This is a genomic window from Mycobacterium sp. NGS68 (assembly GCF_059812195.1).
In genome coordinates this window covers 24,716-50,124 of record NZ_JCALCE010000016.1, presented here as the reverse complement: position 1 = coordinate 50,124, position 25,409 = coordinate 24,716, and the positions used below count along the sequence as shown (strand labels likewise).

The window sequence follows — 25,409 nt, the reverse complement described above, 5'->3', positions numbered from 1 at the left end:
TCGACGCCTTTGGTCATACGCCACGCGAATCACGGCGTGAGTGCGGAATCTAGCTGACCGACTTGCCGGGGAACCGCCGGTCGATGGCGCTACGTAAATTCGGTCTGGCGCTCGCGGTTAGCCCTCAGCGGCGGTAGATATCCCGCGGTGCACGGCCCAGACTTGCCGTTGCACGGCGATATCAGCCAGCGGCAGTTGCCTTTCAGGCTCAGGCTGGTCATGCCGGGGGACACCTTGAAGCCGAAGTACTGCCCGACGTTGTTGGACCGCGTCTCGGGCGGCCTGCCGTCGGAAAACATCTGTTCCTCAACGCATATCGAGTCCGTCGTCGCCCCGACGCCGTCCCACCAGTCGCCCAGGTTGACATCCCCGGGGAACAGCGTCGAGGTGGGCCCGTACGTGTAGAAGCTGTGCACGGGCCGCCGCAGCCCGTCAATGCGCTGCCAATGCCGAGGCAGGAAGCCGACACACAGCAGCGCCTCGGGTTCGGCCGAACCGGATCGTGGCCTGGCAAACGTTTGCGAATCCGGATCGGCCGCGTCACAGGGGGCGCCGTCCACCGGTTGGACGGCCGGGGCGGCGACACCCACCGGCGCGAGGAGCAGCGCCGCGATTGTCGTGACCAAAGTGGTGATAGCTCGAGCAGCACCGCGCCCCATGGTGGCTAACGGTAGGCCGCGACCGTATGCGGGGGCGGGACTTCGGGCGAATTGCCGACGTTCGGCGAGCGTCGGCTTGGCGCACGGTTTCTGCGGCGCTGAGGCGTGACATGAGTCGACATTCGGCAAAGCGGCAGCGGGCGCAAGAATTTCGCATGAATTCCGCGACCGCGCGACAAGCGCCGTGCCTCAACGTAAGTCCTGTCGGTCACAGCGACCGGCCGTCAAGCACCTACTCCGCCGCAAAGGACCCGCCTCGTGAACACCACCACCCACAGCCTGAAGCAGATTATCGCCGGGGCACTGCTGGCGGCCGGCGTCCTGGGCGTCGGATTGGGCGCGGGCGCCGGGTCCGGTGAGACGGCCGCGGTGTACGGGCCGGGCGATTGCCCCGTCGGTCACTACTGCGGGCTGCTCGGTCGCTGACCGGCTACGAGTTTTCCTGCCAGGGAAAGGATTTGCGGTGCCCAATACCTCCCAAGACGGAATCTACGGTGTTGCCAGGTCTTTTCAGGCCGGCCAGGTCTTCGCCGGCTACACCATCCTGCGGGCGCTCGGTGCCGGCGGCATGGGCAGCGTGTATCTGGCCGCGCATCCGCGGCTGCCGCGTGAGGACGCGCTCAAGGTGTTGCCCGCCGACCTGACCGCCGATCCCGAGTTTCGCGGACGCTTCGACCGAGAGGCCGAATTGGCCGCCGGGCTGTCGCACCCGCACATCGTCGGGATCCACGACCGCGGCGAAGCGGACGGCCTGTTCTGGATCTCGATGGACTACGTAGCCGGCACGGATGCGGCGCGGCTGCTTCGCGACCAGTACCCGGGCGGGATGCCGCTGAGCGAAGTCGCGCCGATCATCACCGCGGTGGCCTCGGCGCTGGACTATGCGCACTTCCGGGGCCTGCTGCACCGGGACGTCAAGCCGGCCAACATCTTGCTGACCGAACCCGACCGGCAGGGCCGCCGCGTTTACCTCGCCGACTTCGGCATCGCGCGGCGCATCGACGACGCCGCTGGCCTGACCGTAACCAACATGACGGTCGGCACGGTGTTCTACGCCCCGCCCGAGCAGCTCAGGGGCGAGGCGATCGACGGGCGAGCCGACCAGTATGCGCTGGCGTGCACCGCATTTCACCTGTTGACCGGTGGACCTCCGTACGACAACTCCAATCCGGCGGTGGTGATCAGCCAGCACGTCGGCGCACCGGTGCCGTCGATCGGCGCTTATCGGCCCGAGTTGGCCGCGCTGGACGCTGTGTTTGCCACGGCGATGGCCAAAGACCGTTCCCGTCGGTTCGGGAGTTGCCGGGAGTTCGCCGAGCAGCTGTGCCGGCACCTCACTCCAGATGCCGCCTACGCCGGCGAGCTGCCTTTCGGCATAAAGGACACCAATCCCCGCCTCGCGGTGGCGGCGCCCACCGCGCCGCTGTTCCCGGCGCCGAAGGCGCGCAAGGGGCGGCGTCTCGTGGGCGTGCTCGCGGCCGCGGCGGTGCTCATCGCCGGCGGCGTCTTCGCGACCACGAAACTGACCCAGCAGCACAACCTGGCCAACACCACCGAACCCAACAGCAGCACCGCGCCGCCCGCGCCCCCACCCAACACGGGACCGTTCACCGGCGTCTACCGCGTGGAATTCGGCCGGGTCAGCGACACCGAAGGCAAACCCGCCCAGGGAGCGCCGCCGACGGGCGAGACCTGGGCCGTCCGCTCGGCGTGCGGCGCGGCCGGTTGCCTGGCGACCGCCTCACGCCTGACGGGGGACACCATGCAGGTGCAGTCGATAGTTTTCGATCAGGTCGGGGGCAACTGGCTGGCCGTCAGCGTCGGCACCACCAACTGCGGCGCCCGCGACGGCGAGGTGTGGGAAACGATCACACTGCAACCACGGCCCGACGGCACCTTCGTCGGCGAAGCCACCCAGCGGATGACGGCGGGCTGCGCCAACAAGCGCACCGTGACGTTCACCCGCACCGGCGACGCGGACCTCACCAGCATCCCCGACCCGGCCACCCTGCCGGCCCGGGTCGTCTCGCCCGCCGAGGCGCTGCGCGGCCGCTACCACCAATCCAGCCGGCAGCCCAATGGGTTCCGGGAGCAGAACGACTACGTCGCGCACACGGACTGCCTGCGGGCCGGGGACCGGTGTCTGACCATCTTCCACAGTCCGCCGACCGCCGTCATGTTGATGGTGTTCGCCGACGGGAAATGGGTCTACGACCGCGAGTTCGACGCGCAGTGCGCGAGGGGCGGCATGTCGCACGTGCACTTCCTCGTACCGTTCGACCTGCCGCAACCGCCGCAGGATCCGGTGACGCTGATCAGCGGGCACGGCCACGAAGAGATCACGGGCGCGCCCGGGTGCGGAAGCACCGACGTCGACGTGAAGTTCACGCGGATCGGCGATTAGTCACCTGCGCATCTGGCAAATGGTTTCGCCCCGCTGTGGGCATCATCCACTGCGCTGCGCAGGAGTTTCACGTTCGGCGCGAGCACCACGCGTGCCAGCGGAAGCCGCGGTGACTGGGTCGCCGCTTGCCGGCCGCAGCACCCCCAGTTGCCCGAAATGGCCGGTATGACTGTGCATTTGGGGGCTCTCGCCACGGCACCCGCGTTGGTCTCACGAGCCCCATGCGCCACAAAAAAGTCGACATATGGCCTTCGGCCCGCCTCGTAGCGACAGCCTGTCGCCCGGACTATCCGTCCAGCTACTCCTCGCCAAGCGCGGGCGCTTCCACCGAGCATGCACTCAGCGTGAAGCCAGCGCACGACCCAGCGCAGACGCGCGGTCGCAATGTTGACGCAGGCGTAACAAGATCGGCATGCAACCTCCTTACTGTGAGGCGGTCCACTTCCGTCGAGGAAAACCTCCGGACCCCCTCAGCGATAGGAACCCCATTGAGCGGAAACGCGGTGCGCCTGCAGGCGATCAACAACGTCGAGGCATACGTCCCCCCAGCCATCAGTTTCGTGGCGGGTGAAGCGCCAGGGGAGGTCTTCGGCTCCAACGTCTTCACCAAGGCCGAGATGCAGGCGCGGCTGCCCAAATCCGTGTTCAAGTCGATCGTGGCCACCATCGAGAAGGGCGCCAAGCTGGATCCCGCCGTGGCGGACACCGTCGCGGTGGCCATGAAGGACTGGGCGCTGGAACGCGGAGCCACCCACTACGCGCACGTGTTCTACCCGATGACCGGCCTCACTGCGGAGAAGCACGACAGCTTCCTCGAGCCCGTGTCCGACGGGCAGACGCTGGCCGAATTCGCCGGCAAGACGCTGATCCAGGGCGAGCCCGACGCGTCCAGCTTCCCGTCGGGTGGGCTGCGCAGCACCTTCGAGGCGCGCGGCTACACGGGCTGGGACGTCACCAGCCCGGCCTATATCCTGGAGAACCCGAACGGCAACACCCTGTGCATCCCAACCGTCTTCGTCTCGATGACGGGCGAGGCACTGGACTACAAGACGCCGCTGCTGCGCAGCCAACAGGCGATGGGCGTGCACGCCGAGCGCATCCTGACATTGTTCGGGCACAAGGAACTTGACAAGGTCGTGTCGTTCTGCGGGCCGGAGCAGGAGTACTTCCTGGTCGATCGCCACTTCTTCCTGGCGCGCCCGGACCTGGTCAACGCCGGGCGCACGGTGTTCGGCGCGAAGCCGCCCAAGGGCCAGGAGTTCGACGACCACTACTTCGGTGCCGTGCCCGAGCGGGTGCTGGGCTTCATGATGGACACCGAGCGGGAGCTGTTCAAGCTCGGCATCCCCGCCAAGACCAGGCACAACGAGGTGGCGCCCGGCCAGTTCGAGGTCGCGCCGATGTTCGAACGGGCCAACATCGCCTCCGACCACCAGCAGTTGCTGATGACGATCTTCAAGACGATCGCCAAGAAGCACGGCATGGAATGCCTGTTCCACGAGAAGCCGTTCGCCGGGGTCAACGGGTCGGGCAAGCACGTCAACTTCTCGGTCGGCAACTCCGAGTTGGGCTCGCTGCTGGTCCCGGGCGACACCCCCCACGAGAACGCCCAGTTCCTGGTGTTCTGCGCCGCGGTGATCCGCGCCGTGCACAAGTTCGCCGGGCTGCTTCGGGTCTCGGTCGCATCGGCCACCAACGACCACCGGCTCGGCGCCAACGAGGCTCCGCCGGCGATCATCTCGATCTTCCTCGGCGAGCAGCTCGCCGACGTTTTCGAGCAGATCGCCAAGGGCGCCGCCACGTCGTCAAAGGGCAAGGGCACGATGATCATCGGCGTCGACACGCTGCCCCCGCTGCCGACGGACGCCGGCGACCGCAACCGCACCAGTCCGTTCGCGTTCACCGGCAACCGGTTCGAGTTCCGGGCGCCGGGCTCCGGGCAGACCGTCGCGGTGCCGATGATCGTGCTGAACACGATCATGGCGGACTCGTTCGACTACATGGCCACGGTCCTGGAGAAGGCGGTCGCGGACGGCGAGGACTTCGACAAGGCGGTGCAGAAGCTGCTCACCGAGGTCATCACCGAACACGGCGCGGTGGTGTTCAACGGCGACGGCTACTCGGAGAACTGGCAGATCGAGGCCGCCGAGCGCGGACTGCCGAACCTCAAGACGTCGCTGGACGCCATCCCTGAGCTGATCAAGCCGGAAGCCGTCGAGGTTTTCGAGAAATACGGGGTGTTCAACGAACGCGAGCTGCACAGCCGCTACGAGGTCCGTCTGGAGCAGTACGCGCTGACCATCGCGGTGGAGGCGAAGCTGGCGCTGGAGCTCGGCACGACGGTCATCCTGCCGGCCGCGGTGCGCTACCAGACGGAGCTCGCGCAGAACGTCGCCGCCCTGAAGGCGGCCGGGGTAGAGCCGAGTCTGGCTGCGCTGGAAGCGGTTTCGGCGCCGCTGGCCGATCTTTCCGCGGCGCTGGCGACGCTGAAGTCGGCGCTGTCCGACCATTCGGCGGACTCGGCGCTGGACGAGGCCACGCACGCGCAGCAGGCGCTGCTGCCGGCGATGGAGACGGTGCGCAGTGCCGTCGATATGCTGGAAAGCGTTGTGGCCGACGACCTGTGGCCGCTGCCCACCTACCAGGAAATGCTCTACATCCTGTGACGGACTTCGCCGGTCACGGGGTCGGCTGCCGCTTCGCGGCACATCGGTGATTCGCGACCCCGTGCCCGGCGATCCGGGTCATTCAACCGCCACCTCGATAGGACGCCCCGAGGAAGCGCTCGACCATGGCACGCTCGGCCGCGGGATCCTTCAGTGGCCAGCACCAGAGCGACAGGAAAACGTGGATGAGCCATTGCGCCGCCAGCGGGTCGGGGTCGTCGAGCCCGAGCATTTCGGCGGCAAAGGCTGCGACGACGGGTGATGCGGTCAGCCATTCGTTTGCGGTAGTCGAAGGCAATGACCGCATGAGCGCGGCCAGCGGGTCGGCATGCATGCGTTGCAGCGCGACGACGGTCGCGGTGACCACCCGCTCCGGGCCACTCAGATCGTTGATGGCATCCCTGACGGACTCGAGGATGCGCGTCGCCTGCAGGGCCACGACGGAGTCGCGGATGGCTGATTTGCCGCCGACCCGGCGATAGATGGTCGCCGGCGAGCAGTGGACCATCGCGGCGAGCGCCTCGATGGTGAACGCGTCGTATCCGACGCGGGAAATGAGTTCGGTCGCGGCGGCATAGATCCGCTCGGCGGCTGCGCTGTTCCGATCGCGGCCCACCAGCCAATCGTCGCGTGGCATCCGTGCTGTCCCTTCGTGGTGCGGTCGGTCGAAATATTTCTCGCAGGGTGAGAATTTCCTGTAATTTTCCTCAGCCTAATCCGCTGATGGTGCCCTACAGCTGGTTTCGGGGACCCACCCGCCCGCGGCACGGTGCTTATCAACTTTGCGAGGCCGTATTGACGCCTGGCGGCCGCCACATTCAGCCTGATCTCATGACGGTCTTGGCCGATCCAGCCCACTTCTTCGGTGCCGAGGCCCTGCAGGATCCGCCCGCGCTGTATGACCGGATGCATGCCCAGTCACCGGTGCACCGCATTGGCGACTCGGAGTTCTATGCCGTGTGTGGTTGGGACGCGCTGATCGACGCGGTCAGTCGGGTGGGGGATTTCTCGTCGAACCTCACGGCGACCATGGTTTATCACGAGGATGGCAGCGTCAGGCCATTTCCCATGATGGAGGCGGGCAGTCCTTACCACGCGTTGGCCACCGCCGACGACCCGACGCACGCAGCACATCGCAAGATTCTGCTTCCGCACCTGTCCGCCCGGCGCGTCCGGATTATCGAGGAGTTCGCCACCCACACCGCCGAGCGCCTGTGGGCCGAGAACCTGCGGGACGGCCGCATCGAGTGGATGAGCGCCATGGCGAACCGACTGCCCATGATGGTGGTCGCGAAGCTGCTGGGGCTACCCGATACCGACGTCGACGACCTGATTCGGCTCGGCTATGCCACCACCACGCTGCTCGACGGCATCGTCACCGAGGCGCAACTTGCGGAGGCTGGAGCCGCGGCATTCGAACTGTCCACCTATGTCATGAAGCATTTCGAAAAGGCAAGTGAGACAGATGAGCCCGGACTGATACCGGACATGGCCGCACGCTTCGCGTCGGGCGAGGTGGACCAGGTCGTGGCGATGGGAATCATGCTCACGCTGTTCAGCGCCGCCGGCGAGTCGACGGCCTCGCTGTTGGGCAGTGCCGCATGGATCCTCACCGAGCGTCCCGACATTCAGCGGCAGGTGCGGGAAGATCCAGAACTGTTGAACGGCTTCATCGAAGAGACGCTGCGCTTCGAACCCCCGTTCCGCGGCCACTACCGGCACGTCTGGCGAGACACCACCTTGGGCGGGGTAGAGGTGCCCGCCGACTCGCATCTGCTGCTGATGTGGGGAGCCGCAAACCGCGATCCCGCACACTTCGAGGCGCCCAACGAGTTTCGCCTGGACCGCAGCAGCGGCAAGACCCACGTCGCGTTCGGCAAGGGCGTGCATTTCTGCGTCGGGGCGGCACTGGCCCGACTGGAGGCCCAGATCGTGCTGCGCACGCTGCTGCAACGCACCACCGAGATCGCGGCAACCGACGTCGGCGAGTGGTTGCCCAGCATTCTGGTGCGCCGACTCAGCCGCCTGGAGATCAGCGTGCGCTGAAAGCCGCGGTCGCTCAGCGATACTCGAGCACGACGGGCAGGCGGTCGTGTGTGTGCACCAGCGCCGACGGCCTAGGCACCCGCGGACCGACCACGCGAAGTCCCTTGGCGCGTTTGGTGATTTCCTCGACCAGCAAGCGTGCCTCCCGCCGGGCCAGCGCGGCGCCCATGCAGAAGTGCTCGCCCACGCCGAATCCCAGGTGCGACGCCGCGTCGGGGCGGGTGATGTCGAACCGCTCGGCCGTCGTTCCCCAGTGCTCCTCGTCGCGGTTGGCCGAGGCGTAGGCCAGCAGCACACCGTCGCCCTCCTTGATGGTGGCGCCGCGCAGTTCCGCGTCGTGGGCGGCCTGACGGGCCATGCTCATGACCGGCGTCCAGTACCGCAGCACCTCCTCGACGGCGTTGCCGCCGAGGCTTGGGTCGGCGAACAACCGCTCGGCCTGGTCCGGTTGCGCGTCAAGGCAATCCGCGATCCCGGCGATCAAGCTCTGGGTCGTTTCGCTGCCCGCCGCCAGCAGGGTCAGCGCGTAGATCATCACCTGGGCGTCGTCGAACGGCTCGCCGCGGATGGTGACCTCTGTCAACAGGGTGAGCAGATCGTCCTTCGGCTGCGCTTTTCGTTCGGCGGTCAGGCCTAAGAGATACGGGCCGATCTGGTCGAAGATCAGCGCCATGTCGTCGTCGGTCGCAAGCCCGCTGCCCACGTTGGCGATGGTGGTCGCCCAACTCGCGACCTCGGGCCAGTCCGACTCGGGCACGCCGAGCAGGTAAGCGAACACATACACGGGGATGGGTTCGGCTATCCGCTGGATCCAGTCGAATTCACCGTCGGGCAGCTCGTCGAGGGCATCGTTGACGACCGCGCGCACCCGCGCCTCCATCGCGGCGACCGCGGCCGGGGTGAAGCGCACGCCGACTACCTTGCGGTGCGCGCGGTGCTCGGGAGGATCCATGAACATGATGCCCCGGGCGCCGTAGCCCTGTGGGTCGCGGTTATCCCGGTGTGCGATCAGATCCATCAGGATCCCGATGCGCTCGGATTTGAACCTCTCGGGCCGCACCGAGATCGCCTTGACGTCCTCGTATTTGGTGATCACCCAGAACCCGCCCTCGTCATACCAGTGCACCGGGTCGGTGTCACGCAGCCGCGCAAACGTCGCGTTGGGGTCCCCGAGGTAGAACGCCGGGTCGTCGAACCGGGCGGTCGAGGTCGTCACCATGTCTTGAACAATAGAACACTATGTGTTCAGCTGCTAAGCAGGTCAGACTTTCGGGACGGCGATGTCGGTCGAATTGTCGCGGCCGCGCAGCACTTTGGTGTCAACGACGCGCCACCGCTGCCGCTCCGCCTCGCCGGCCCGGCTCAGCGCCGCACCCGACGCCGCGATACCGCCGGACAGCTTGGCGAACTCGGTCAGCCGCGCCGCCTCGTTGACCGGGTCGCCGATCACGGTGTACTCGTAGCGGTTGGGATCGCCCATATTGCCCGCCACGGCGATACCGGCCGATACCCCGATGCCCGCCCTGATCTCCTCACCCGGCGGGTTGAGCCGACTGCCGAGTTCGCGCGCCGTCGCCAATGCGTGGGTGGCGCTGTCGGGATCGTGGTTCGGAGCGCCGAAGATCGCCAGCACGGCGTCGCCCTCGAATTTGTTGACCAGACCTCGATGGTGCTCGACGACGCTGACCACCACCGCGAAGAATTCGTTGAGCAGCGCCACCAGTTCTTGCGGCTCCAGGACGTTGGCGAGTCGTGTCGAGCCGATCAGATCCACGAACAGCACGGCGACTTCGCGGTTGGCGCCGCCCATTTCGACCGGGACGTTGTCGCCGGACGCGGTTTCCTCGGCCAGGCGCGCAACGTCGCGCCCGACGTGCCGGCCGAACAGGTCGCGCAGGCGTTCGCGCTCGCGCAGCCCACCGGCCATGACGTTGAATCCCGCCTGCAGCAGCCCGAGTTCGGAGGCGTCGAACACCGGCACCGATACGTCGAAGTCGCCGCGCTGGATGTGTTGCATGCCGCGCCTGACTTCGTCGATGGGGTCGGCGGTGGTGGCCGCGGTGAATGCGGCGATCACGAGCCCGCTGACGATCGTGCAGGCTCCGAGGCCCAAGACCACCACGGCCAGGCGATGCCCCGGATAGTCGACCACCAGGGCGCTTGCGGCGACCAGCATCAACGCCAGCATCGGCGCCCCGGTCCCGACCACCCACGCTGCGACCGAACGCAGCCGCAGCCCGGGCCGCCGCGGTCGTGTCGGCGGGTCTCTGGTCAGCAATTCGGCAACGGCGGGGCGCAGGGCGCGCGCGCACAGCCAGTACGAGATCGTCGTCGTAACCGCCGCCCCCAGGAAGAGGCTGATGCCCAATGTCGTTGCCAGCCAAGGCGTGCGGATGTTGATGAGCACGAGCATGACCATCGCCGCGATCCACACCGTGCCCTGGATGACAGCCATTCGAGTCGGCGCGGTCAACAGTGCCCGCCGCGCGGCCCGCTCGTCGGCGCCGGGGGTGGAAGTCAACCAGAAATAGCCCCAGACGGCGCCGGTGGGCAGGGCGATGGCTCCGTACACCGCGGACGCGACGGCGTTGAGCACCAGCACGTGACGTTCGCTGAGGGCGGCGCCGGTCGGCAGCGCCCAGAACGTCAGCACCGCGATCAGTGCGGCGCCGACCGCGGTTGGCACGACGGCACCCGACACCAGCAGCGCCCGGCCGGCCCACTCCAGCGGGTACTGCCGCCGACGAAGCCGGCGTAACGCCTTCACGACTTCGCGGAACCGGCGGGCCACCGGGTCAGAACCGGATCGGCACGCTGGCCGGGCCGCGCACCGAGTTCGTGTGCACATAGGTCACCGCGTCGTCGTCGACCCCCCACGCCGGGAAGCGCGCGAGCGTCTCTTCGAGCGCTACCCGGGCTTCCAGGCGCGCCAGCGCCGCGCCGAGGCAGAAGTGCGATCCGTGGCCGAAGCTCACGTGGCGGATTCCGGTCCGCTCGACGTCGAAGGCGTCCGGGTTCTCGTACTGCCGCTCGTCGCGGCCCGCCGATCCGGTGAGCAGCGCCACCCGCGAGCCGGCGGGGATGCGCGTGCCGTGGCGGATCGCCTCCCGCGTGGCGTAGCGGCCCTGCACGGGCGACGGCGCCTCGTAACGGAGCAACTCTTCGACGGCGCCACCGATCAGCGCGGGGTTATCGACCAGCTTGGCGCGCTGATCGGGGTGGCGGGACAGCGTCAGCGCCGCCCAGCCCAGCAGCCGCGCCACCGTCTCGTTGCCGGCGACGTTGATCATCGCGATGAACATCAACACCTCCGCATCGTCGAGCCGACGGGTCGCGCGGTCCGGCTGCACCAGATCGGCGGTCATCAGGCTACCGACGATGTCGTCGGTCGGTGTCATCCGGCGCAGCCGGATCTGGTCGGCGTAATAGCCCAGCAGGTTGATCTGGGCTTGCTGGCCATCCTCACCGAGCTGCGGCGCGCCCTCGTCGCGGTGTATCTGCGCGTCCGACCATTCCCGCAGATTGTCGTGGTCGCGCTCCGGGAAGCCCAGCAGCGAACTGATCACCATGACGGGCAGCTTCATCGAGAAATCGCGCACATAGTCGAAGCCGCCGGATCCGACGAACGCGTCCAGGTAGCCGCGGCACAACGCACGGACGCGTTCCTCGAGCTCGGCAATCTGCGTTCGGAAAAAGGTGCGGTTGACCATCTTTCGTAGGGCGGTGTGGTCGGGCGGATCCATCATGATCATCGCCTTGGGCGAAGGCCAGGGCTCGTCGGTGATGGCGTCCAGCGTGATGCCGTGCTGCGAGGAGAACGTCTCGGTGTCCAGGGACGCCTCCAGCACGTCGGCGAACCTGCTCAGCGCGTAGAAGTCATACTCCGCGTTGTAGTAGGTCGGCTCCTCGTCACGCAGCCGCTTCCAGGTCGCGTAGGGGTCCACGTGCAGCGTGTGGTCGAAGGGATCCCAGCGCAGATCCGTCGTCATAGACATTGAACACTAATACATGGGCTGTTTAGCTGTCTTCGGGAAGGGCGGCCGGACGGTATGGTCGATCACCGACCGCAGTGAAAGGAGCCGGTGACGTCGATGCAGCTCTCGATGGCCATTCCCTCCTTCGCGGCTGAGGCGCCGGCCGACTGGGATCACCTCACCGAATGGGCACAGCTGCTGGAGCGCCGCGGTTTCGATCGGTTGCTGGTGTCGGAGCACATCGCCTTCGGGATGAATATGCAGGCCTACGCCGACCCGAAGGCGGGCGGGACGAAAGGCGGCCGTCAGCCCACCGGGCCCGACGGTCACTGGCTGGAGCCGCTCACGACGCTGACCTATCTGGCGGCGCGGACCGAACGCATCCGGTTGGGCACCAACATCCTGCTGGCCGCGCTGCGCCCCGCCGCGGTTCTGGCGAAAACCCTTGCCACCATGGATGTCCTGTCCGGTGGCCGCGTCGACGTCGGCGTCGGCGTCGGCTGGCAGCGGGAGGAATACGAGGCCGCCGGAGTCGACTTCGACAGTCGCGGAGCCATTCTGGACCAGACGCTCGAGGTGTGCCGGCGGCTTTGGCAGGAGAACGAGGTGTCCTACCGCTCGCCCCGGCTGAGCTTCGAGCGGATCCACCAGATGCCCAAGCCCGTGCAGCCGGGCGGCGTGCCGATCTGGGTGAGTGGGACGGTGAACCGGGCGGTTTCGCGACGGCTGGCCCGGTTCGGGGCGGGTTGGATTCCCTGGGGCGAGGACGCGCGCGACGTCGGCGCCGGGATCGCCCGGATGCGCGCGGCGGTCGAAGACGCCGGTGGCGACCCGCACGGGTTCGGCGTCGCCGGCACCCTTCGGGTGAAAGCCGGCGCGGATGGCGGACCCGATCTGGCTGCGGCCGCCGCTGACGCCGCGTCGCTGGCGGCGGCGGGGGTCACCGATCTGAGGCTGATGCATTGGCCGGGGCCCGCCGGCGATCGGGAGCGAGGCCTCGCCGCGGTTGTCGACGCGGTGCGCGACGCGACCGGGGGTTGACCGGGCCGTAAGTACGCGCCCACCTGCGCAAATGTACGCACATGTGGCTGTATGGTGTCTCCTACAGCTTGGCATCGCGCGGGGTGGGCATGGGGCGTGACGCGAATAGCGAGACCGGCGGACGGGCTGTGGGGACACCGACGAAAGGTCAACGATGACAACACAAGTCGAGTCGGCATCGCCGGAGCATCCGGTGTGCCGCATTCAGGCGACCGGGTGCCCACGTGCGGCCCAGGTGTGGCTGGGCGAAGCGGTGCTCGCCGAGAGTGATAGCTGCCTGGTGGTCTCCGAGACCGACCACCAGGATCGCCTGTACTTCCCCGAGGCCGACGTGCGCTGGGACCTCTTCGTGCCGTCGGACCACACCACCGTGTGCGCCTTCAAAGGCCGCGCGAACTATTGGAGCGTGGCGGGCGCGCAACCCACCGCCGAGAACGTCGCCTGGACCTATCGAACCCCGTTTCCCGAGGCCGTCGCGATCGCCGGATACGTGTCGTTCGACGACGCCGTGCTGCGCGTGGTCGTCGTCGACGATTGGCCCGACGGCTCCAAAGTCGCTGCCAGCTTTCCGCTCTGGGGAGACGCCGACGAATTGTGCAGGCTCATCGATGTCGAGCCGACGGCCGACGGCCGCTTCGTCGGCCCGGCACACGGTCCGACCCAACGCAATGTTGTGGAGGGGGGCCAACTGCTGGGCGCGGCGGTCGTCGCGGCTTCGAAAACACTGGTGGGCCAGCGGGTCACGTCGGCCTCGATGATCTTCGTCAAGGCGGCGTCCTTCGATGCGCCCGTGGACCTGGACGTCGACGTGCTGCGCCGGGGCAAGACGTTCTCGTCGGCGAACGTGCGGATCAGTCAGGACGGCGTGCTGCGCAGCGCCGGCATTCTTCTTGCGGACACGGGGGCCGCGGATGTCATGCGCGCCACCGAGGCCCTGCCCGAGGTAGCGGGTCCCGAGGCGGCGGAGCCGTTTTCGGGCTTCGGGATGACGGGTCGCGAGATCCGGGTGGTCGACGGCGCCTATGACCCGGACCCGGACCGGGTGGGGCCACCGTCGATCGACGTTTGGGTGCGGTTCCGGGACGATCCGGGCGAGCCCTACCTGCGGGCAGCGCTGCTGGCCCAGTCGACGACGCACTGGACGATCGCCGCCGGGATGCGGCCGCACCCCGGCCTGGGCGAGGCCGACGCCCACGTCAGCCTGTCCACGGGAATCATGAAGGCCACCATAGCCTTTCACGACGACGCCGACATCACCGACTGGTTGCTGTACGCCAACCGGGCCTTCTGGGCGGGACGCGGGCTCGTGCAAGGCGACGGTCGCGTCTTCACCCGTGACGGCAGGCTGGCGGCGTCGTACACCGTCCAGGCCATGGTGCGCGACTTCGCGGTCGATCCGGCCGCGATGGGGCATGACAACCGGACGGCGATGTGAGGCTGCGCTCGGCGCTGGGTCAGCGCAGTCCGTTGACGGCGAACTTCTCCACGTACTGACGGACCGTCTCCGGCCTGGCCATGTCGAAACTGAGGCCCCGATTGACGGTGGCGAAGGAATAAATGATGCGGGCCAGCCATTCACTGGCGGCGGTGATGTCGACGGCACCGCCCACCTCGCCGCGCTTTTGCGCGTCGCGCACGTAGGGTTTGAGAAACTCCGTCGTGCGCCGCACCGCGGTGTCGCCGTCAGAGATGATGTGGCGCATGAGCTCTGCGTCGTCGGCCATCAGCCGGTTGCGGGTGCGGTGGTCGAGCAGGATCTTGGCGTTCGTCTCGGCCATCGCGCCGAGTTGTTCGGCCAAGGTGGATCTGGTGGCCATCGCCGCGGCCACCTCGCGGTAGAACCGTTGGGCGCCATGCTCGATCGCGGCCTCGATCAGCACATCACGGTCGCCGAAATACCGATACACGGTGCCGCGCGAGATTTTTGCCATCCGCGCCACATCCTGCACGCTGGTCCGCTCGATACCCAACTGCGTGAAGCACTGATTGGCGGCGTCGAGAATGTGGTCACGGCGGTCCAATTCGTCCGCGACTCGCTCAGCCAAACGTCTCAACTCCTCGCGCCAGATCGGGCTATGACGGCAGCTCTTCATGCTACGGGACGGCCGCAGCCACTTCATTTGAAAATGCGCAGCCGAGCGCGAGCCGAACGGGCGACCGGACGCGACCAGAAGATGAACTGTAACGTCAACTGTTGACCACCCAAAAGGAGACCGCCCATGATGCCTGCCCTGCCCGCGCCCGCCCGCGACCGCGTGATGGGCATACGGTGACCGGGCCAGACCTCGCACAGGCGATCCAGGAGCGCTCCGCGCCACCGATGCCGTACTTCGTGCGGGACGGAAACCGCTATGTGCCAAACGCAATCGCCCGCGGGGGTTGGGGGCCGAGCATGAGCGGGCACGTCGTCGGCGGCCTGTTGGGCTGGGCGGTCGAGGCCGCGGTCGACGACCCCGAACTGCAGCCCGCGCGGCTGACCGTGGACCTGCCGCGGCCGACCGCCCTGGAACCGATCGAGGTGAAAACCCGGGTGCGCAACGATCGGCGGAGGCTGCGGCTCGTCGAGGCCGAGCTCATCCAGAACGGCGAACCCGTGGCGCGGGCGAGTGCGCTGTTTCTGCGCCGCGGGCCGCAGCCGGATGGCGACGTGTGGTCACAGCCCGTGCAAATGCCGCCGCTGCCGGCGGCCGAGGAGGGTCCGCCGTCCTCGATCTTCATGCGCACCTATGGCTGGGGCGTCGAGGTGCAGAATCCCGATCCCGACTGGTCGGATACATCGGGACGGAAGTACACCTGGCTGCACGAGACACGTTCGCTGATCGACGCCGACCCGCTCACCGCCTTCACCCGCGCCGCGATGGCCGCCGACGTCACCGCATCGCTCGCCAACTGGGGCGCCAATGGCCTGCAGTTCATCAACGCCGACTACACCCTCACGCTGAGCCGGCTCCCCGAGGGAACCCACATCGGGCTGGCCGCGCTCACGCACTACAGCCATGACGGCGTGGCCACCGGCTCCGGTGTCCTGCTCGATCACAAGGGCCCGACGGGTAGCTGTGTGTCCGTCTCGATAGCGCACTCGGGTTTCCTTCCGCCGCCCGCCGTCCCCGGCTGATATCGATCAACGGCGCCGAGTAGCGTAAACGCCGCGGTTGACTCTTACTCGGCTAAGGAGACACGGATGCAGCCGTCTCAGCGACCCGATGAATCGCTGGAGGCTATTCCCGCGGAGGTACGGGAGCGTGTGATGCCCGCGGTGCTCGACGAGCTGGCCCGCTGGGGTGTCGAGCGTTTCAGCGTCGAGGCGATGGCGGAGCGTCACCACCTCGACGCGGCGGTGGTCTACCGCTATTGGGGCGACCGTCAGCGCCTGATCGTGGATGCCGCCCTGGGCGACAACGAGACTTTGCGTACGGTCACCGACACGGGCTCGCTGCGCAGCGACCTACTGGCGTTGGCCCGCACCGTCGCCGAACGCATCAACACCGAAGTCGGTCGCACCTATGTGCGGGCTCTGGTGATGGACGGCCGGGCGCGACACGACTCCGGTGTGCGAATGATGTTCTGGCAGGAGCGGTTCAGTGTCCTGCGTGCGATCGTGGACCGGGCGAAGGAACGTGGCGAGCTACGCGGGGGAGTGCACCCGGTGGCGGCCGTGCAAATCGTCCTGGCGCCCCTCTACGTTCGCGTGCTCTACTCCGACGACGTCATCGACGACGACTACTGCGCCGCGATCGCCGACCTGGCCTGGCACGCGCTGGCCCGCAAGTAGCTGATCCCGGCCCGACACCGGATGTGAACTACCTTGCCGGAGAACGGTTATCCCTGCGGATAGCCGCGGCGCACCGTCCGGTCGAGGATGCCCAGCGAGGCCCGCAGCGCGCCCTCGGAGATCACCGGGAAGATGCCGGCTTCCCGCCACTGCTGATCGATATTCGACCAGTCGTAGAACGAGGTGACCACGGTCGAGTCGCCCTCCGGCTCCAGCCGGTAGCCGTAGACGTGACCGATCTGTGGGCGGATCTGACCGAGGACCGTCCACGCGATCAGCCGATCCGGTTCGAACTGTGTGATCTCGACGGTGACGTCGTACTTGCCCAGTTGCGGAAAGTCGTTGAGCGAGTCGCGATCCATGTGAACCACGAAGGTGTCGCCGACCGCGCCCACCGGACGGCCGTCGGCGTCCTGCAGCATTCCCGACGAATCGATGGCGACGTGACCTTGCGGGTCGCACAGCACCGCGAAGATCTCGGCCGCGGGCGCCGGGATGGTGCGTTGAGTCTCGATGCGTTCGGTCATGGGTCCTCGCAGTCGCCGACGATGGGAGGGGGTCGTGGCCCACTCTACGACGGCCCGCCGGCCCGCCTCGCGGCACGCTTCCTGGATCGCCTCAGTCGAAACGCATTTCAGCCGGAGAGGAAAATCCACGGCGCGGTGCCCTGCGCCGGATTAAGCCCACGACAAGCGCGACAACGCCCACGATGACGGCGACGAGCAAGGACTGCAGCGCGGTGATCACGAATGGATCGACCTCATACCAGCCGGCGTCGCTGACGCATTGGAACGTCACGCTGGTTCCGGACTGGCCGGGTTTGTAGCTGTACCCGGAGCTGCTGGTCACCAGCTCGTAGGGACTGCGGCAGACGATCGCGCTCGTCCACAGCGCGGTCGACGGGAAGATGGCCGTCACGGCCGCCGCGCCTCCGACGCAGACGCCGAGTAATCCGCCGATCACGCCGATCACCGCCCCGACGCGATCCGCGCCGGAGAGCCTTCGCCGTGGCATCGAGAAGGCCGCCCGCGGCCCGACGGACTGCGGGTACATCGGCCCCGCATTAAACGTGCGCTGCCCCGTCCTGATGGTCACGCGACCGTGTTTCAACACGTCGTCGATTTGGTCCTGCGACATGCCGGCGTCGGCAGCGGCGCTCCTCAGCGTCTCACGCAGCTGCCCGATCTCCGACGCCGAAGGCCCGTCCGGTCCGGCGGATTGGCCGGTGCGGATGCCTTCCCACAGGGCCTCGGCGCGTCGGCGTCCTTTCTCGTCGGCGCCGTCGTTGGCGGCCGGCCGGGTGGCGTGATCCTCGCGAAGTTCGGCCTTGAGTTCGGCCAACTGGCGTTCCAGCTCCTCGATACGCTTTTCCGCGTCGTCTCCGGTCACCAGCAGATGGTCCCACGCGCGATGCCGTTGGTACAGCCGTAGTGAAGCCCTTGCGACGGGTTGGGATCGCCTCGCGCGCGTCGCTCTGAACCATGTTGTGGCACAACGTCGGTCGTTGTCACCGCGTATGGTGAACTCCCACCCGGGTGCCGTCCGCGAGTGGGATGTGGGGCTAGTTATTTACGCAGGCAAAACTTTTCGTGATTTCGGCCGCGTCTCGGCAATCGCGTGCAAGAACCGCAAAGCGCGGACGCGCTGTCCGGACGGGGATACGATGTGCCATTGCGGGGGTGGCCGAGAGCACTGCGCGGTGCTGAGGTGATGGGAGCCGCCTGATGTCGTTCGTATCGATATCGCCGGAATTGGTAGCGGCGGCCAGCCAGGATGTAGCCGGCATCGGATCGGTGCTGAGCGCGGCCAACGCGCAGGCGGCGTCCTCGACGACACGTGTCCTCGCCGCCGGCGCCGACGAGGTGTCCGCGGCGGTCGCGGCGTTCTTCGGTCAGCACGCGGTGGCCTATCAGACGGTCAGCGCCGAGGTCGCGGCATTCCATGAGCAGTTCGTGCAGGCGCTGCGCGGGGGCGCTCACTCCTACGCGGCCGCCGACGCGGCGGCGGCCTTCAACCTCGCCGACATCTTCTCGCCGTGGAAGGCGTTGACCGGGCGACCGCTGTTCGGCAACGGCACCGACGGCGCGGCAAATACCGGCGCGAACGGAACCGACGGCGGCTGGGTGTTCGGCAACGGCGGCGCGGGCGGGTCCGGCACGCCCGGCACTGCGAGTCAGGCCGGCGGCAAGGGCGGGAACGGCGGGGCCGCCGGATTCCTGGGCATCGGCGGCACCGGTGGCACCGGCGGGAACGGCACCTCCACCTCGGCCGCCGGCGCCGGTGGCAACGGCGGCGTCGGCGGGGCGATCGGGCAGGGCGGTATGGGCGGCACCGGCGGTGTCGGCGGCCCCGGGCAGACCGGCGGCGTCGGCGGCACCGGCGGTAACGGCCCCTCGCTGATCGGCACCGGCGGCGTCGGCGGCACGGGCGGGGCGGGCGGCGACGCCGCGTCGGGTGGCAGTGGCGGCACCGGCGGCATGGGCGGGACGGGTGGCACCGGCCAGGCGGCGGGATCCGGCGGCGCCGGTGGAACGGGCGGGGCCGGCGGACAGGGCTTTGACGCGGCCGCGGGTTCGGGCATCGCGGGCACGACGGGCGGCAATGGCGGTCAGGGCGGCACCGGCGGCGGCAGCGTCGGCGCGGGCAGCGGCGGGGCCGGGGGAACCGGTGGCGCCGGCGGCACGGGCGGTGCGGGCGGGTCCGGCACGGCCGCGGGTTCGGACGGCGGCAACGGTGGCGGGGGCGGCACCGGCGGGGCCGCGGGCCTCGGCGGTGTCAGCAGCGGCGGCGGCGCATCGGGCCAGGTGGGCACGGGCGGGACCGGCGGCATCGGGGGCAACGGCGGCGGCGGCACCGTGGACTCGGCCAGCGGCAATGGTCACAACGGCGGCGTGGGCGGCGACGGCGGCAGCGGCGGTACCGCCGTGCTGGGCGGCACCAACGGCGACGGAGGCCAGGGCGGCAACGGCGGCACCGGGGCCAACGGCAACAACGGCGGCACCGGCAGCAGCGGTGGCAACGGTGGCAATGGCGGCAACGCCGGCGGCGGCGGGTCGGCGGGCGCGGGCGCCGGCGCGGCGGGCACCGGCGGCAACGCGGGCATCGGCGGCGACGGCGGCACCGGCGGCCGAGGCGGCGACGGCGCCGACGGCAGCGGCGGCAATGCGGGCAAGGGCGGCACGGGCGGCAACGGCGGCGACGCAGGTGCCGGCGGCAGCAACGGCGACGGCGGCAAGGGTGGCGACGGCGGCACCGGCGGCGTCGGCAGCGCTGGGACCGGCGACGGTGGCGGCGGTGGCACCGGCGGCAAGGGCGGGGACGCGGGCGCCGGGGGGACGGCCGGTAGCGGCGCCGGCACGGCGGGCGTTGCCGGGCATTCGGGCAACGGCGGTACCGGGGGCAAGGGCGGCAACGGCGCGCCCGGCGCCAACGGCGGCGCCGGCGAGATCGGTCACCGCGGTGGCGACGGCGGCCTCGGCGGCGCGGGCGGCGCCGCTGGCGCGGGCGGAACCAACGGCAACGGCGGTGCCGGCGGCGACGGCGGCATGGGCGGCACGGGTGGCACCGGCACCTCCGTAGCCGGGCAGGTCGGCGGTACCGGCGCCAAGGGCGGCGACGGAGGCGACGGAGGCGGCGGCGGGGCGAAGGGCGCCGGCGCCGGCAGCGGTGGGAACCCGGGCGCCAAGGGCACCGGCGGCCAGGGCGGCACCGGCGGTACGGGCGGCGACGGTTCCGACGGCATCGGCGACGGTGGCGCCGGCTTCGCGGGCGGAAAAGGCGGTCAGGGCGGCAACGGCGGCCTCAACGGCGGCAGCGGCGCCGGCGGCACCGGCGGTCAGGGTGGCCACGGCGGGAACGGCATCGCGAGCACCACCGGGACCGGCGGCGCGGGCGGCACGGGTGGCGACGGCGGCGACGGTGGTCAGGGTGGCGTGGCCGGGACGGGCGGCAGGGGCGGCGACGGCGGCACCGGCGGCGCCGGCAAGGCGGTCACCTCCGGCACCGGCACGATGGCCGGTACCGGCGGCAGGGGTGGCGACGGTGGCGCCGGGGGTAACGCAGGAACCGCGACGGGATTCACCGGCACCGCGGCCGGCGGCGCCGGCGGCACCGGCGGCCAGGGGGGCGACGGCGGGTCGGCCAATTCCAGCAACTTCCGAGGGACGGGCGGCAACGGCGGCGACGGCGGTACCGGCGGCGTCGGCAGCGCCGGGACTTCCGGCTCCGGCCTCGGCAAGGCCGGCGGTGATGGTGGCACGGGCGGCGCCGGCGGGGGCGCGGGCCAGGGCGGGGCCGCGGGCGCCGGCACCGGCGTCGGGATCGCGGGCACCAACGGATTCGGCGGCACGGGCGGCGCGGGCGGCAACGGCGGCACCGGGGACAACGGCCGGCCGGGCAGCCCGTCGGTCCCCAACGCCGGTAACGGCTATGCGGGGGGCGCGGGCGGTACCGGAGGGGCTGGGGGAGCCGGCATCGGCGGCGCCTACGGCGGCGTCGGCGGTGCGGGTGGCTTCGGCGGTACGGGCGGTAACGGCGGGAACGGGAATTCCGGTGCCTCGGGCAACAACGGCGGTACGGGCGGCAACGGTGGCGTCGGCGGCGGCGGGGGCGCGGGCGGCACTGCCACCGACGGCGGCTGGGGCGGCGACGGCGGTCACGGCGGCACGGCCGGCAACGGCGGCCTTGGCGGTAACTCGGACAGCGGCACCGGCGGCACTGGCGGTAACGGCGGAGTCGGCGGCACCGGCGGCGTCGGCGGAGTCGCGACCGGCGGCGGCGGTGGCGGGGATGGCGGCACCGGTGGCACCAGCGGCGACGGCGGCAAGGGCGGAAACAGCACCACCGGCAAGGGCGGTAACGGCGGCAACGGCCCCAAGGGCGGCACCGGTGGCAACGGCGCGCTTCCCGCCGGCGACGGTGGTCCGGGCGGATTCGGCGGCGGGGCCGGCTTGGCGGGTACCGGGGCGACGGGCGGCACCAACGGCACCGCCGGCGGCCCGGGGGACCAGGGGGCTGACGCTTGAACCGGCGCGGCCCGTCGCGTGCCCGCGAGCGTGCGCAGATGTGCGGCGACCCGCCGCGCTGACCGGCATTTTGTGCACGCTCGCGGCGGACCGGCCCGCCGCTTGCCCACGAGGGCGCTCAAATTTGCGTGAAATGGCAGGTGGGGCCGTGAATTTGGGGACTCTCGGCGCGGCGGGGCGCGAAGGCGGGCAAAGCTGCACACGCCTGCCCCGACCGAGAACAGTTACAGCTGGGACCGCCCGCCGAGCATCGCCTCAGGGCGAAACCCCCTGGCGCGCACTCCGCGGTACATGCCCCAGCGCACGATCAGCGGCATCACCACGCGGTCGACGGCCCAGGACGGAAACCGGAACGCCTGGCCGGTGGGTAAGAACACCTCCAGCCCGTTGGGCTGGATGCCGAGCAGCGACCCCCAGCGCCGCCCCGGCGTCTGGAATGTGCGCAGCTTGCGGCCGTCGAATTCGGCGCGAATGTTCGCTGCCACCAACGCATCCCCGCGATTACGGGCGGAACTGCGGAGGGGATCAGTGGCGGCGATGTCCCCGACCGCGAAGACACCCGAGTGACCCGGCACCCGCAACTGCGGGGTCACGCGCACGAATCCGTGGTCATCCAGCAGCTCCGGCGGCAGCCAGCCGGTGTTCGGCCGTACCCGACCAATCGCCCACAACACCGCGTCGGCGGAGGCCGGAGGCTGCCCGGTGCTCCAGCTGACCGGTGCGCTGGTGAGCTCGTCGGAGTCATCCGACACCACGGCGCGGTGGCCGGGATGCAGCCCCACGCCCAGGTCCGTCAGCCGGGTTTCGATGCGTTTCCAGATTCCCGGGTGATATTCGACCAGCGCCCGCTGGCCGGGGAAGTACAGGTCCACGCGCTTGTGCGGCCAGGTGCTGGCGATGTTGGCGGCGCTGCTGACCGCGGCCGCGCCGCCGCCGACGACGATCACTGATCCGGCGGTGGCGACCCGGTCGTGTGCGGCACGCAGGTCGGCGTCGACGTCGTCGGCGGACTGTACCGTCGGTCGCCGCCAGAATCCGTTGGTGACACCGGTCGAGATGACCAGCGCGTCGTACTCCTCGGCGACGGGCGTGCCGTCGGCGCGCCGGCCGTGGACGGTCCGGGCCGCGAGATCAACGCCCGTCAGCGTGGCCTGCACGACCCGCACCCGGTCCAGCCCGCGGAACCGCTCGAACGGAATCCAGTAGTCGCGGGCCCAGTCGTCGGGGCGGGACAGCCGCACACCGAGTTCCTGGCCGCTCACCAGCCCGGGCTTGACCGAGATGCCGACGACGTCGGCGTGCTTGGCCAGGCGGATCGCGGTCAGGATCCCAGCGTCTCCCAGTCCCGCGATGACGACGCGTTTGCGGTTCATGTCGCTATCTTGCGAGGCGGCCGGGGAACCAGGCGCGGCACCCGGTCGATGACAGCCTGGTAGTCGGGGCGACGCGCCAGGCTGCGCTTCTCCATCATCGGGATGCTGGCGCCCAGGAACATGCCCAGCATCGCCAGCGCGCCCGCGAACAGCCACCACGCGTCCGACGGCGACGCCGCCACGCCGAACAGCGCCAGGGCGAACCAGAAGCTGAGCTCCCCGAAGTAGTTGGGATGCCGCGACCAGCTCCACAGCCCACGGTCCATCGCCGCGCCGGGCTGACGGTCCCGGACGAAGCGGTGCATCTGCACGTCGGCGACCAATTCGATCGCCACCGCACCCAGCCCGACGACGAAAGCGACCACGGTGAGCCACCGGACGTCGCCGCCGGGGTGGGTGACGCAGACATAGACCGGCAGCATGCCCACGAACACCTGCACGGTGGGGATGAGGTGGATGGCGACCAGGTCGACGACGAACGCCCAGCGCCCCGCGCGCTCGCGGAACATCGGGTAGCGCCAGTCTTCGTGGTGCAGGCCGGGAAACCCGTAGACCCAGTTTGCGGTCAGGCGCACCGCCCAGACCAGCACCACCGTCGCGACGAGCCAGCACCGCACCTGGTCGACGCCGGGCCCGGCCTGACTCCACCAGTAGAAGGTCAGCAGGGGCGGGACGACGCTCCAGTACGCGTCGTAGAAGCTCGAGTTGCGGTATGCGCGACTGAACGCGAACACCACGACGGTGGCCAGCACATCGGCGACCAACGTGTCCAGCCACAGCCGCCCGGTGCTCGGAGCCCACGCCAGCCAGGCACCGGCGATCCCCACGGCGACCACGTAGGCCACCGCCACCAGCGTCAGCGAAAGCGACTTGGACCTCGGTGCGGACATTCGTCAGTGACTCAGTTCGCTTCTATTGCGGCACTTTTCGGCCGAGCAAGTGGTCGCTGGGGAATCCATCCGGGCCTCCTTAGGCGCAATGAACCTTAACACCGGGCAAACCGCGTCCGACCGGCTCGACCCAAGGTATGGTCGCACCGACAACCGCGCCGGTGGGGAGCACATGTCGGAGTCTGAAACGCCCAACACGCATCTGCGCGCGGCGCTGCGGGTCCTTGCGCGCGCATCGGCGCCGCGCCCCGCCGCCGCGCAGCGCGCCGCCGCGGATCTGCGACGACGGCTATGGCCGGCGCTGCGCGCCGAGATCCGCTGGGCGTTTCACCCGCCGCGGACCTGGCTCTCGGGAGTGGTGGCGAACCTGTTGCTGGCGGTGGCCTGGTTGGCGGTGCAGCCGCTGGCCGCGGCGCACGGGCAGCACGTGCGCCACTTCCACCACGGCCAGCTGGACTGGGTGGTCCTGGTGGGCAGCTACTTCTCGTCCTTCATCCTCGCCGACGTCACCACCACCAACACGCTCGGCGGCGACCACTACCGCGTCGCCAAGGGGTTGAGCGACGGGGTGCCGGTCTGGCGGATGCTGCTGCTCAAGAATCTGGCGCTGATCTGCCTCGTCGGGCTGCCCACCCTGGCCGCCGCGGTGACCTTGACCTTGTGGCTGGAATCGCCTGCGCGCCTGGCCGTTACTATCCCTAACGTCGCGGTGCCCATCGTGTCCTGGCTGGGTGTGGGCAACGTCATCTCCGTGCTGCACCCCGTCAGCGCCGAGCCGCTGATCCGCCGATGGCGGCAGCGTCGCGACTGGCGCCGCACCGCCGGCTGGCTGGTCGCCCTCGGGCTGCCGTATGCGGTGTACTACGTCGCCGATCCGATCGGCGGGGTGGAGCACCACCTGTTGTGGACCCAGCTGCCCGCGGCGATCGGGCCGGTGCTGGGGCGCGACACGAAAAGCTTCGTGCACCTCGGCTTCGCGGTCGGGGTCTGGGTGGCCGGCACCGTCGCAGCCCAGCTGTGGGTGCGCCGCCGCGGGCTGCAGATCCGCTGACCGGACGCGGGGCCTGCCGAGGTCACTGCCGGGCCATCGCCGAGTCGGGGGCGGCCCAGTCGGTCGACACCTTGCGGTGCTTGATCAGCCACGCGTCGCCGTCGGGCACCAGGACGTCGCGGTAGCGGCCGCAGTGGTCCAAGCCGAGGTGCGTAACCACGGTGAAATACGACGAGACGTTCGCCTGTTCGGTGGTCAGGCCGTCGAACGAGACGTTGGTGACGTTGTGCCGCACGATCGGCTTGACCTGGAGGTCAGCGGCGGCCGCCACCTTGCCGGTGACACCGCCGAGAAACGCCACAATCTCGGCCCGGCCGCGCAGCGGCGCGAAACCGCGTATCTCGAGAACGCCGTCGGCGCAGAACGTCCCGGCCAGGCCGTCGAGCCGCCCGGCGTCGCCCGCCCAGTTGTACCGGGCCAGGGTGTCGCGGATCCGCTCGCGGGCGACCAGTTCCCACATCTCCACCGTCGTGACTCCTCACTGGAACGCAGTGCCCTTGACGCCGCGT

At 69.6% G+C, this 25,409-nt stretch carries 21 protein-coding genes; 10 read left to right on the top strand and 11 right to left on the bottom strand.

Annotation, left to right across the window (positions count from 1 at the left end; all coding sequences use genetic code 11):
* Nucleotides 1-89: 89 nt before the first annotated feature.
* The gene (locus AC5Y5V_RS18425) at nucleotides 90-626 is read right to left on the bottom strand and encodes a hypothetical protein (RefSeq protein ID WP_499938177.1); all 537 of its coding nucleotides are present in this window, start codon (nucleotides 624-626) and stop codon (nucleotides 90-92) included.
* Nucleotides 627-917: 291 nt separating this feature from the next.
* Between AC5Y5V_RS18425 and AC5Y5V_RS18420 the strand changes: the two genes are divergently transcribed.
* From AC5Y5V_RS18420 to AC5Y5V_RS18410, 3 genes are all read left to right on the top strand, one after another.
* Entirely contained in the window at nucleotides 918-1,085 is a 168-nt protein-coding gene (locus AC5Y5V_RS18420; RefSeq protein ID WP_499938175.1) for a hypothetical protein, read from the top strand.
* A gap of 37 nt (nucleotides 1,086-1,122) precedes the next feature.
* A complete protein-coding gene (locus tag AC5Y5V_RS18415; protein WP_499938173.1) occupies nucleotides 1,123-3,063 on the top strand; it encodes a serine/threonine-protein kinase in 1,941 nt (646 codons plus the stop codon).
* A gap of 488 nt (nucleotides 3,064-3,551) precedes the next feature.
* Nucleotides 3,552-5,729 carry a glutamine synthetase III family protein gene (locus AC5Y5V_RS18410; RefSeq protein WP_499938172.1) on the top strand — a complete coding sequence of 726 codons (2,178 nt, stop codon included), beginning with the start codon at nucleotides 3,552-3,554 and terminating at the stop codon, nucleotides 5,727-5,729.
* Nucleotides 5,730-5,811: 82 nt separating this feature from the next.
* On the opposite strand, the gene AC5Y5V_RS18405 is transcribed toward AC5Y5V_RS18410, so the two are convergent.
* Nucleotides 5,812-6,366, bottom strand: coding sequence for a TetR/AcrR family transcriptional regulator (locus tag AC5Y5V_RS18405; RefSeq protein ID WP_499938170.1), 555 nt, complete (start codon nucleotides 6,364-6,366; stop codon nucleotides 5,812-5,814).
* Between the two features lie 194 nt (nucleotides 6,367-6,560).
* Here AC5Y5V_RS18405 and AC5Y5V_RS18400 point away from each other — a divergent pair, with 194 nt between their 5' ends.
* The gene (locus tag AC5Y5V_RS18400; protein WP_499938168.1) at nucleotides 6,561-7,775 is read left to right on the top strand and encodes a cytochrome P450; all 1,215 of its coding nucleotides are present in this window, start codon (nucleotides 6,561-6,563) and stop codon (nucleotides 7,773-7,775) included.
* A 13-nt stretch (nucleotides 7,776-7,788) separates the two neighbouring features.
* On the opposite strand, the gene AC5Y5V_RS18395 is transcribed toward AC5Y5V_RS18400, so the two are convergent.
* From AC5Y5V_RS18395 to AC5Y5V_RS18385, 3 genes are read right to left on the bottom strand one after another with little or no spacing between them, the layout of a single operon-like run.
* On the bottom strand, nucleotides 7,789-8,994 hold the full coding sequence (locus AC5Y5V_RS18395) for a cytochrome P450 (RefSeq protein WP_499938166.1): 1,206 nt from the start codon (nucleotides 8,992-8,994) through the stop codon (nucleotides 7,789-7,791).
* 42 nt (nucleotides 8,995-9,036) lie between these two features.
* Complete coding sequence (locus tag AC5Y5V_RS18390) at nucleotides 9,037-10,566, bottom strand: adenylate/guanylate cyclase domain-containing protein (RefSeq protein WP_499938164.1); 1,530 nt, start codon at nucleotides 10,564-10,566, stop codon at nucleotides 9,037-9,039.
* A 4-nt stretch (nucleotides 10,567-10,570) separates the two neighbouring features.
* Nucleotides 10,571-11,764, bottom strand: a complete 1,194-nt coding sequence (locus AC5Y5V_RS18385) for a cytochrome P450 (RefSeq protein ID WP_499938162.1) — start codon at nucleotides 11,762-11,764, stop codon at nucleotides 10,571-10,573.
* 93 nt (nucleotides 11,765-11,857) lie between these two features.
* Between AC5Y5V_RS18385 and AC5Y5V_RS18380 the strand changes: the two genes are divergently transcribed.
* Nucleotides 11,858-12,790, top strand: a complete 933-nt coding sequence (locus AC5Y5V_RS18380) for a TIGR03619 family F420-dependent LLM class oxidoreductase (protein WP_499938160.1) — start codon at nucleotides 11,858-11,860, stop codon at nucleotides 12,788-12,790.
* A 154-nt stretch (nucleotides 12,791-12,944) separates the two neighbouring features.
* A complete protein-coding gene (locus AC5Y5V_RS18375; RefSeq protein WP_499938158.1) occupies nucleotides 12,945-14,225 on the top strand; it encodes a DUF427 domain-containing protein in 1,281 nt (426 codons plus the stop codon).
* Between the two features lie 19 nt (nucleotides 14,226-14,244).
* Here AC5Y5V_RS18375 and AC5Y5V_RS18370 read toward each other — a convergent pair whose 3' ends face one another.
* The gene (locus tag AC5Y5V_RS18370) at nucleotides 14,245-14,910 is read right to left on the bottom strand and encodes a TetR/AcrR family transcriptional regulator (protein ID WP_499938156.1); all 666 of its coding nucleotides are present in this window, start codon (nucleotides 14,908-14,910) and stop codon (nucleotides 14,245-14,247) included.
* Nucleotides 14,911-15,110: 200 nt separating this feature from the next.
* Here AC5Y5V_RS18370 and AC5Y5V_RS18365 point away from each other — a divergent pair, with 200 nt between their 5' ends.
* Both AC5Y5V_RS18365 and AC5Y5V_RS18360 read left to right on the top strand, forming a co-directional pair.
* Entirely contained in the window at nucleotides 15,111-15,905 is a 795-nt protein-coding gene (locus AC5Y5V_RS18365; RefSeq protein ID WP_499938351.1) for an acyl-CoA thioesterase domain-containing protein, read from the top strand.
* A gap of 66 nt (nucleotides 15,906-15,971) precedes the next feature.
* Nucleotides 15,972-16,562, top strand: coding sequence for a TetR-like C-terminal domain-containing protein (locus AC5Y5V_RS18360; RefSeq protein ID WP_499938153.1), 591 nt, complete (start codon nucleotides 15,972-15,974; stop codon nucleotides 16,560-16,562).
* A gap of 47 nt (nucleotides 16,563-16,609) precedes the next feature.
* On the opposite strand, the gene AC5Y5V_RS18355 is transcribed toward AC5Y5V_RS18360, so the two are convergent.
* Together AC5Y5V_RS18355 and AC5Y5V_RS18350 are read right to left on the bottom strand one after the other, a co-directional pair.
* Nucleotides 16,610-17,089 carry an SRPBCC family protein gene (locus AC5Y5V_RS18355; protein WP_499938151.1) on the bottom strand — a complete coding sequence of 160 codons (480 nt, stop codon included), beginning with the start codon at nucleotides 17,087-17,089 and terminating at the stop codon, nucleotides 16,610-16,612.
* Between the two features lie 91 nt (nucleotides 17,090-17,180).
* The gene (locus AC5Y5V_RS18350; RefSeq protein ID WP_499938148.1) at nucleotides 17,181-17,951 is read right to left on the bottom strand and encodes a hypothetical protein; all 771 of its coding nucleotides are present in this window, start codon (nucleotides 17,949-17,951) and stop codon (nucleotides 17,181-17,183) included.
* A gap of 335 nt (nucleotides 17,952-18,286) precedes the next feature.
* Here AC5Y5V_RS18350 and AC5Y5V_RS18345 point away from each other — a divergent pair, with 335 nt between their 5' ends.
* A complete protein-coding gene (locus AC5Y5V_RS18345; protein ID WP_499938146.1) occupies nucleotides 18,287-21,586 on the top strand; it encodes a PE family protein in 3,300 nt (1,099 codons plus the stop codon).
* Between the two features lie 224 nt (nucleotides 21,587-21,810).
* On the opposite strand, the gene AC5Y5V_RS18340 is transcribed toward AC5Y5V_RS18345, so the two are convergent.
* Nucleotides 21,811-22,959, bottom strand: coding sequence for an FAD-dependent oxidoreductase (locus AC5Y5V_RS18340; protein WP_499938144.1), 1,149 nt, complete (start codon nucleotides 22,957-22,959; stop codon nucleotides 21,811-21,813).
* Nucleotides 22,956-23,849, bottom strand: coding sequence for a DUF1295 domain-containing protein (locus tag AC5Y5V_RS18335; protein ID WP_499938142.1), 894 nt, complete (start codon nucleotides 23,847-23,849; stop codon nucleotides 22,956-22,958). The genes AC5Y5V_RS18340 and AC5Y5V_RS18335 overlap by 4 nt, the downstream gene beginning before the upstream one ends.
* Before the next feature lie 172 nt (nucleotides 23,850-24,021).
* On the opposite strand from AC5Y5V_RS18335, the gene AC5Y5V_RS18330 reads away from it, so the two are divergent.
* Nucleotides 24,022-24,900: a hypothetical protein gene (locus AC5Y5V_RS18330; protein WP_499938140.1), complete on the top strand. Its 879-nt coding sequence runs from the start codon at nucleotides 24,022-24,024 to the stop codon at nucleotides 24,898-24,900.
* Nucleotides 24,901-24,922: 22 nt separating this feature from the next.
* On the opposite strand, the gene AC5Y5V_RS18325 is transcribed toward AC5Y5V_RS18330, so the two are convergent.
* Entirely contained in the window at nucleotides 24,923-25,366 is a 444-nt protein-coding gene (locus AC5Y5V_RS18325) for a nuclear transport factor 2 family protein (protein WP_499938138.1), read from the bottom strand.
* Between the last annotated feature and the right edge of the window lie 43 nt (nucleotides 25,367-25,409).

Bases quoted from the DNA above. Each gene is read 5' to 3' on its own strand.
- AC5Y5V_RS18330 (WP_499938140.1), top strand. From the start codon at position 24,022: ATGTCGGAGTCTGAAACGCCCAACACGCATCTGCGCGCGGCGCTGCGG.
- AC5Y5V_RS18355 (WP_499938151.1), bottom strand. From the start codon at position 17,089: ATGACCGAACGCATCGAGACTCAACGCACCATCCCGGCGCCCGCGGCC.
- AC5Y5V_RS18400 (WP_499938168.1), top strand. From the start codon at position 6,561: ATGACGGTCTTGGCCGATCCAGCCCACTTCTTCGGTGCCGAGGCCCTG.
- AC5Y5V_RS18360 (WP_499938153.1), top strand. From the start codon at position 15,972: ATGCAGCCGTCTCAGCGACCCGATGAATCGCTGGAGGCTATTCCCGCG.
- AC5Y5V_RS18340 (WP_499938144.1), bottom strand. From the start codon at position 22,959: ATGAACCGCAAACGCGTCGTCATCGCGGGACTGGGAGACGCTGGGATC.
- AC5Y5V_RS18365 (WP_499938351.1), top strand. From the start codon at position 15,111: ATGCCGTACTTCGTGCGGGACGGAAACCGCTATGTGCCAAACGCAATC.
- AC5Y5V_RS18395 (WP_499938166.1), bottom strand. From the start codon at position 8,994: ATGGTGACGACCTCGACCGCCCGGTTCGACGACCCGGCGTTCTACCTC.
- AC5Y5V_RS18335 (WP_499938142.1), bottom strand. From the start codon at position 23,849: ATGTCCGCACCGAGGTCCAAGTCGCTTTCGCTGACGCTGGTGGCGGTG.
- AC5Y5V_RS18345 (WP_499938146.1), top strand. From the start codon at position 18,287: ATGTCGTTCGTATCGATATCGCCGGAATTGGTAGCGGCGGCCAGCCAG.
- AC5Y5V_RS18370 (WP_499938156.1), bottom strand. From the start codon at position 14,910: ATGAAGTGGCTGCGGCCGTCCCGTAGCATGAAGAGCTGCCGTCATAGC.
- AC5Y5V_RS18385 (WP_499938162.1), bottom strand. From the start codon at position 11,764: ATGACGACGGATCTGCGCTGGGATCCCTTCGACCACACGCTGCACGTG.
- AC5Y5V_RS18405 (WP_499938170.1), bottom strand. From the start codon at position 6,366: ATGCCACGCGACGATTGGCTGGTGGGCCGCGATCGGAACAGCGCAGCC.
- AC5Y5V_RS18375 (WP_499938158.1), top strand. From the start codon at position 12,945: ATGACAACACAAGTCGAGTCGGCATCGCCGGAGCATCCGGTGTGCCGC.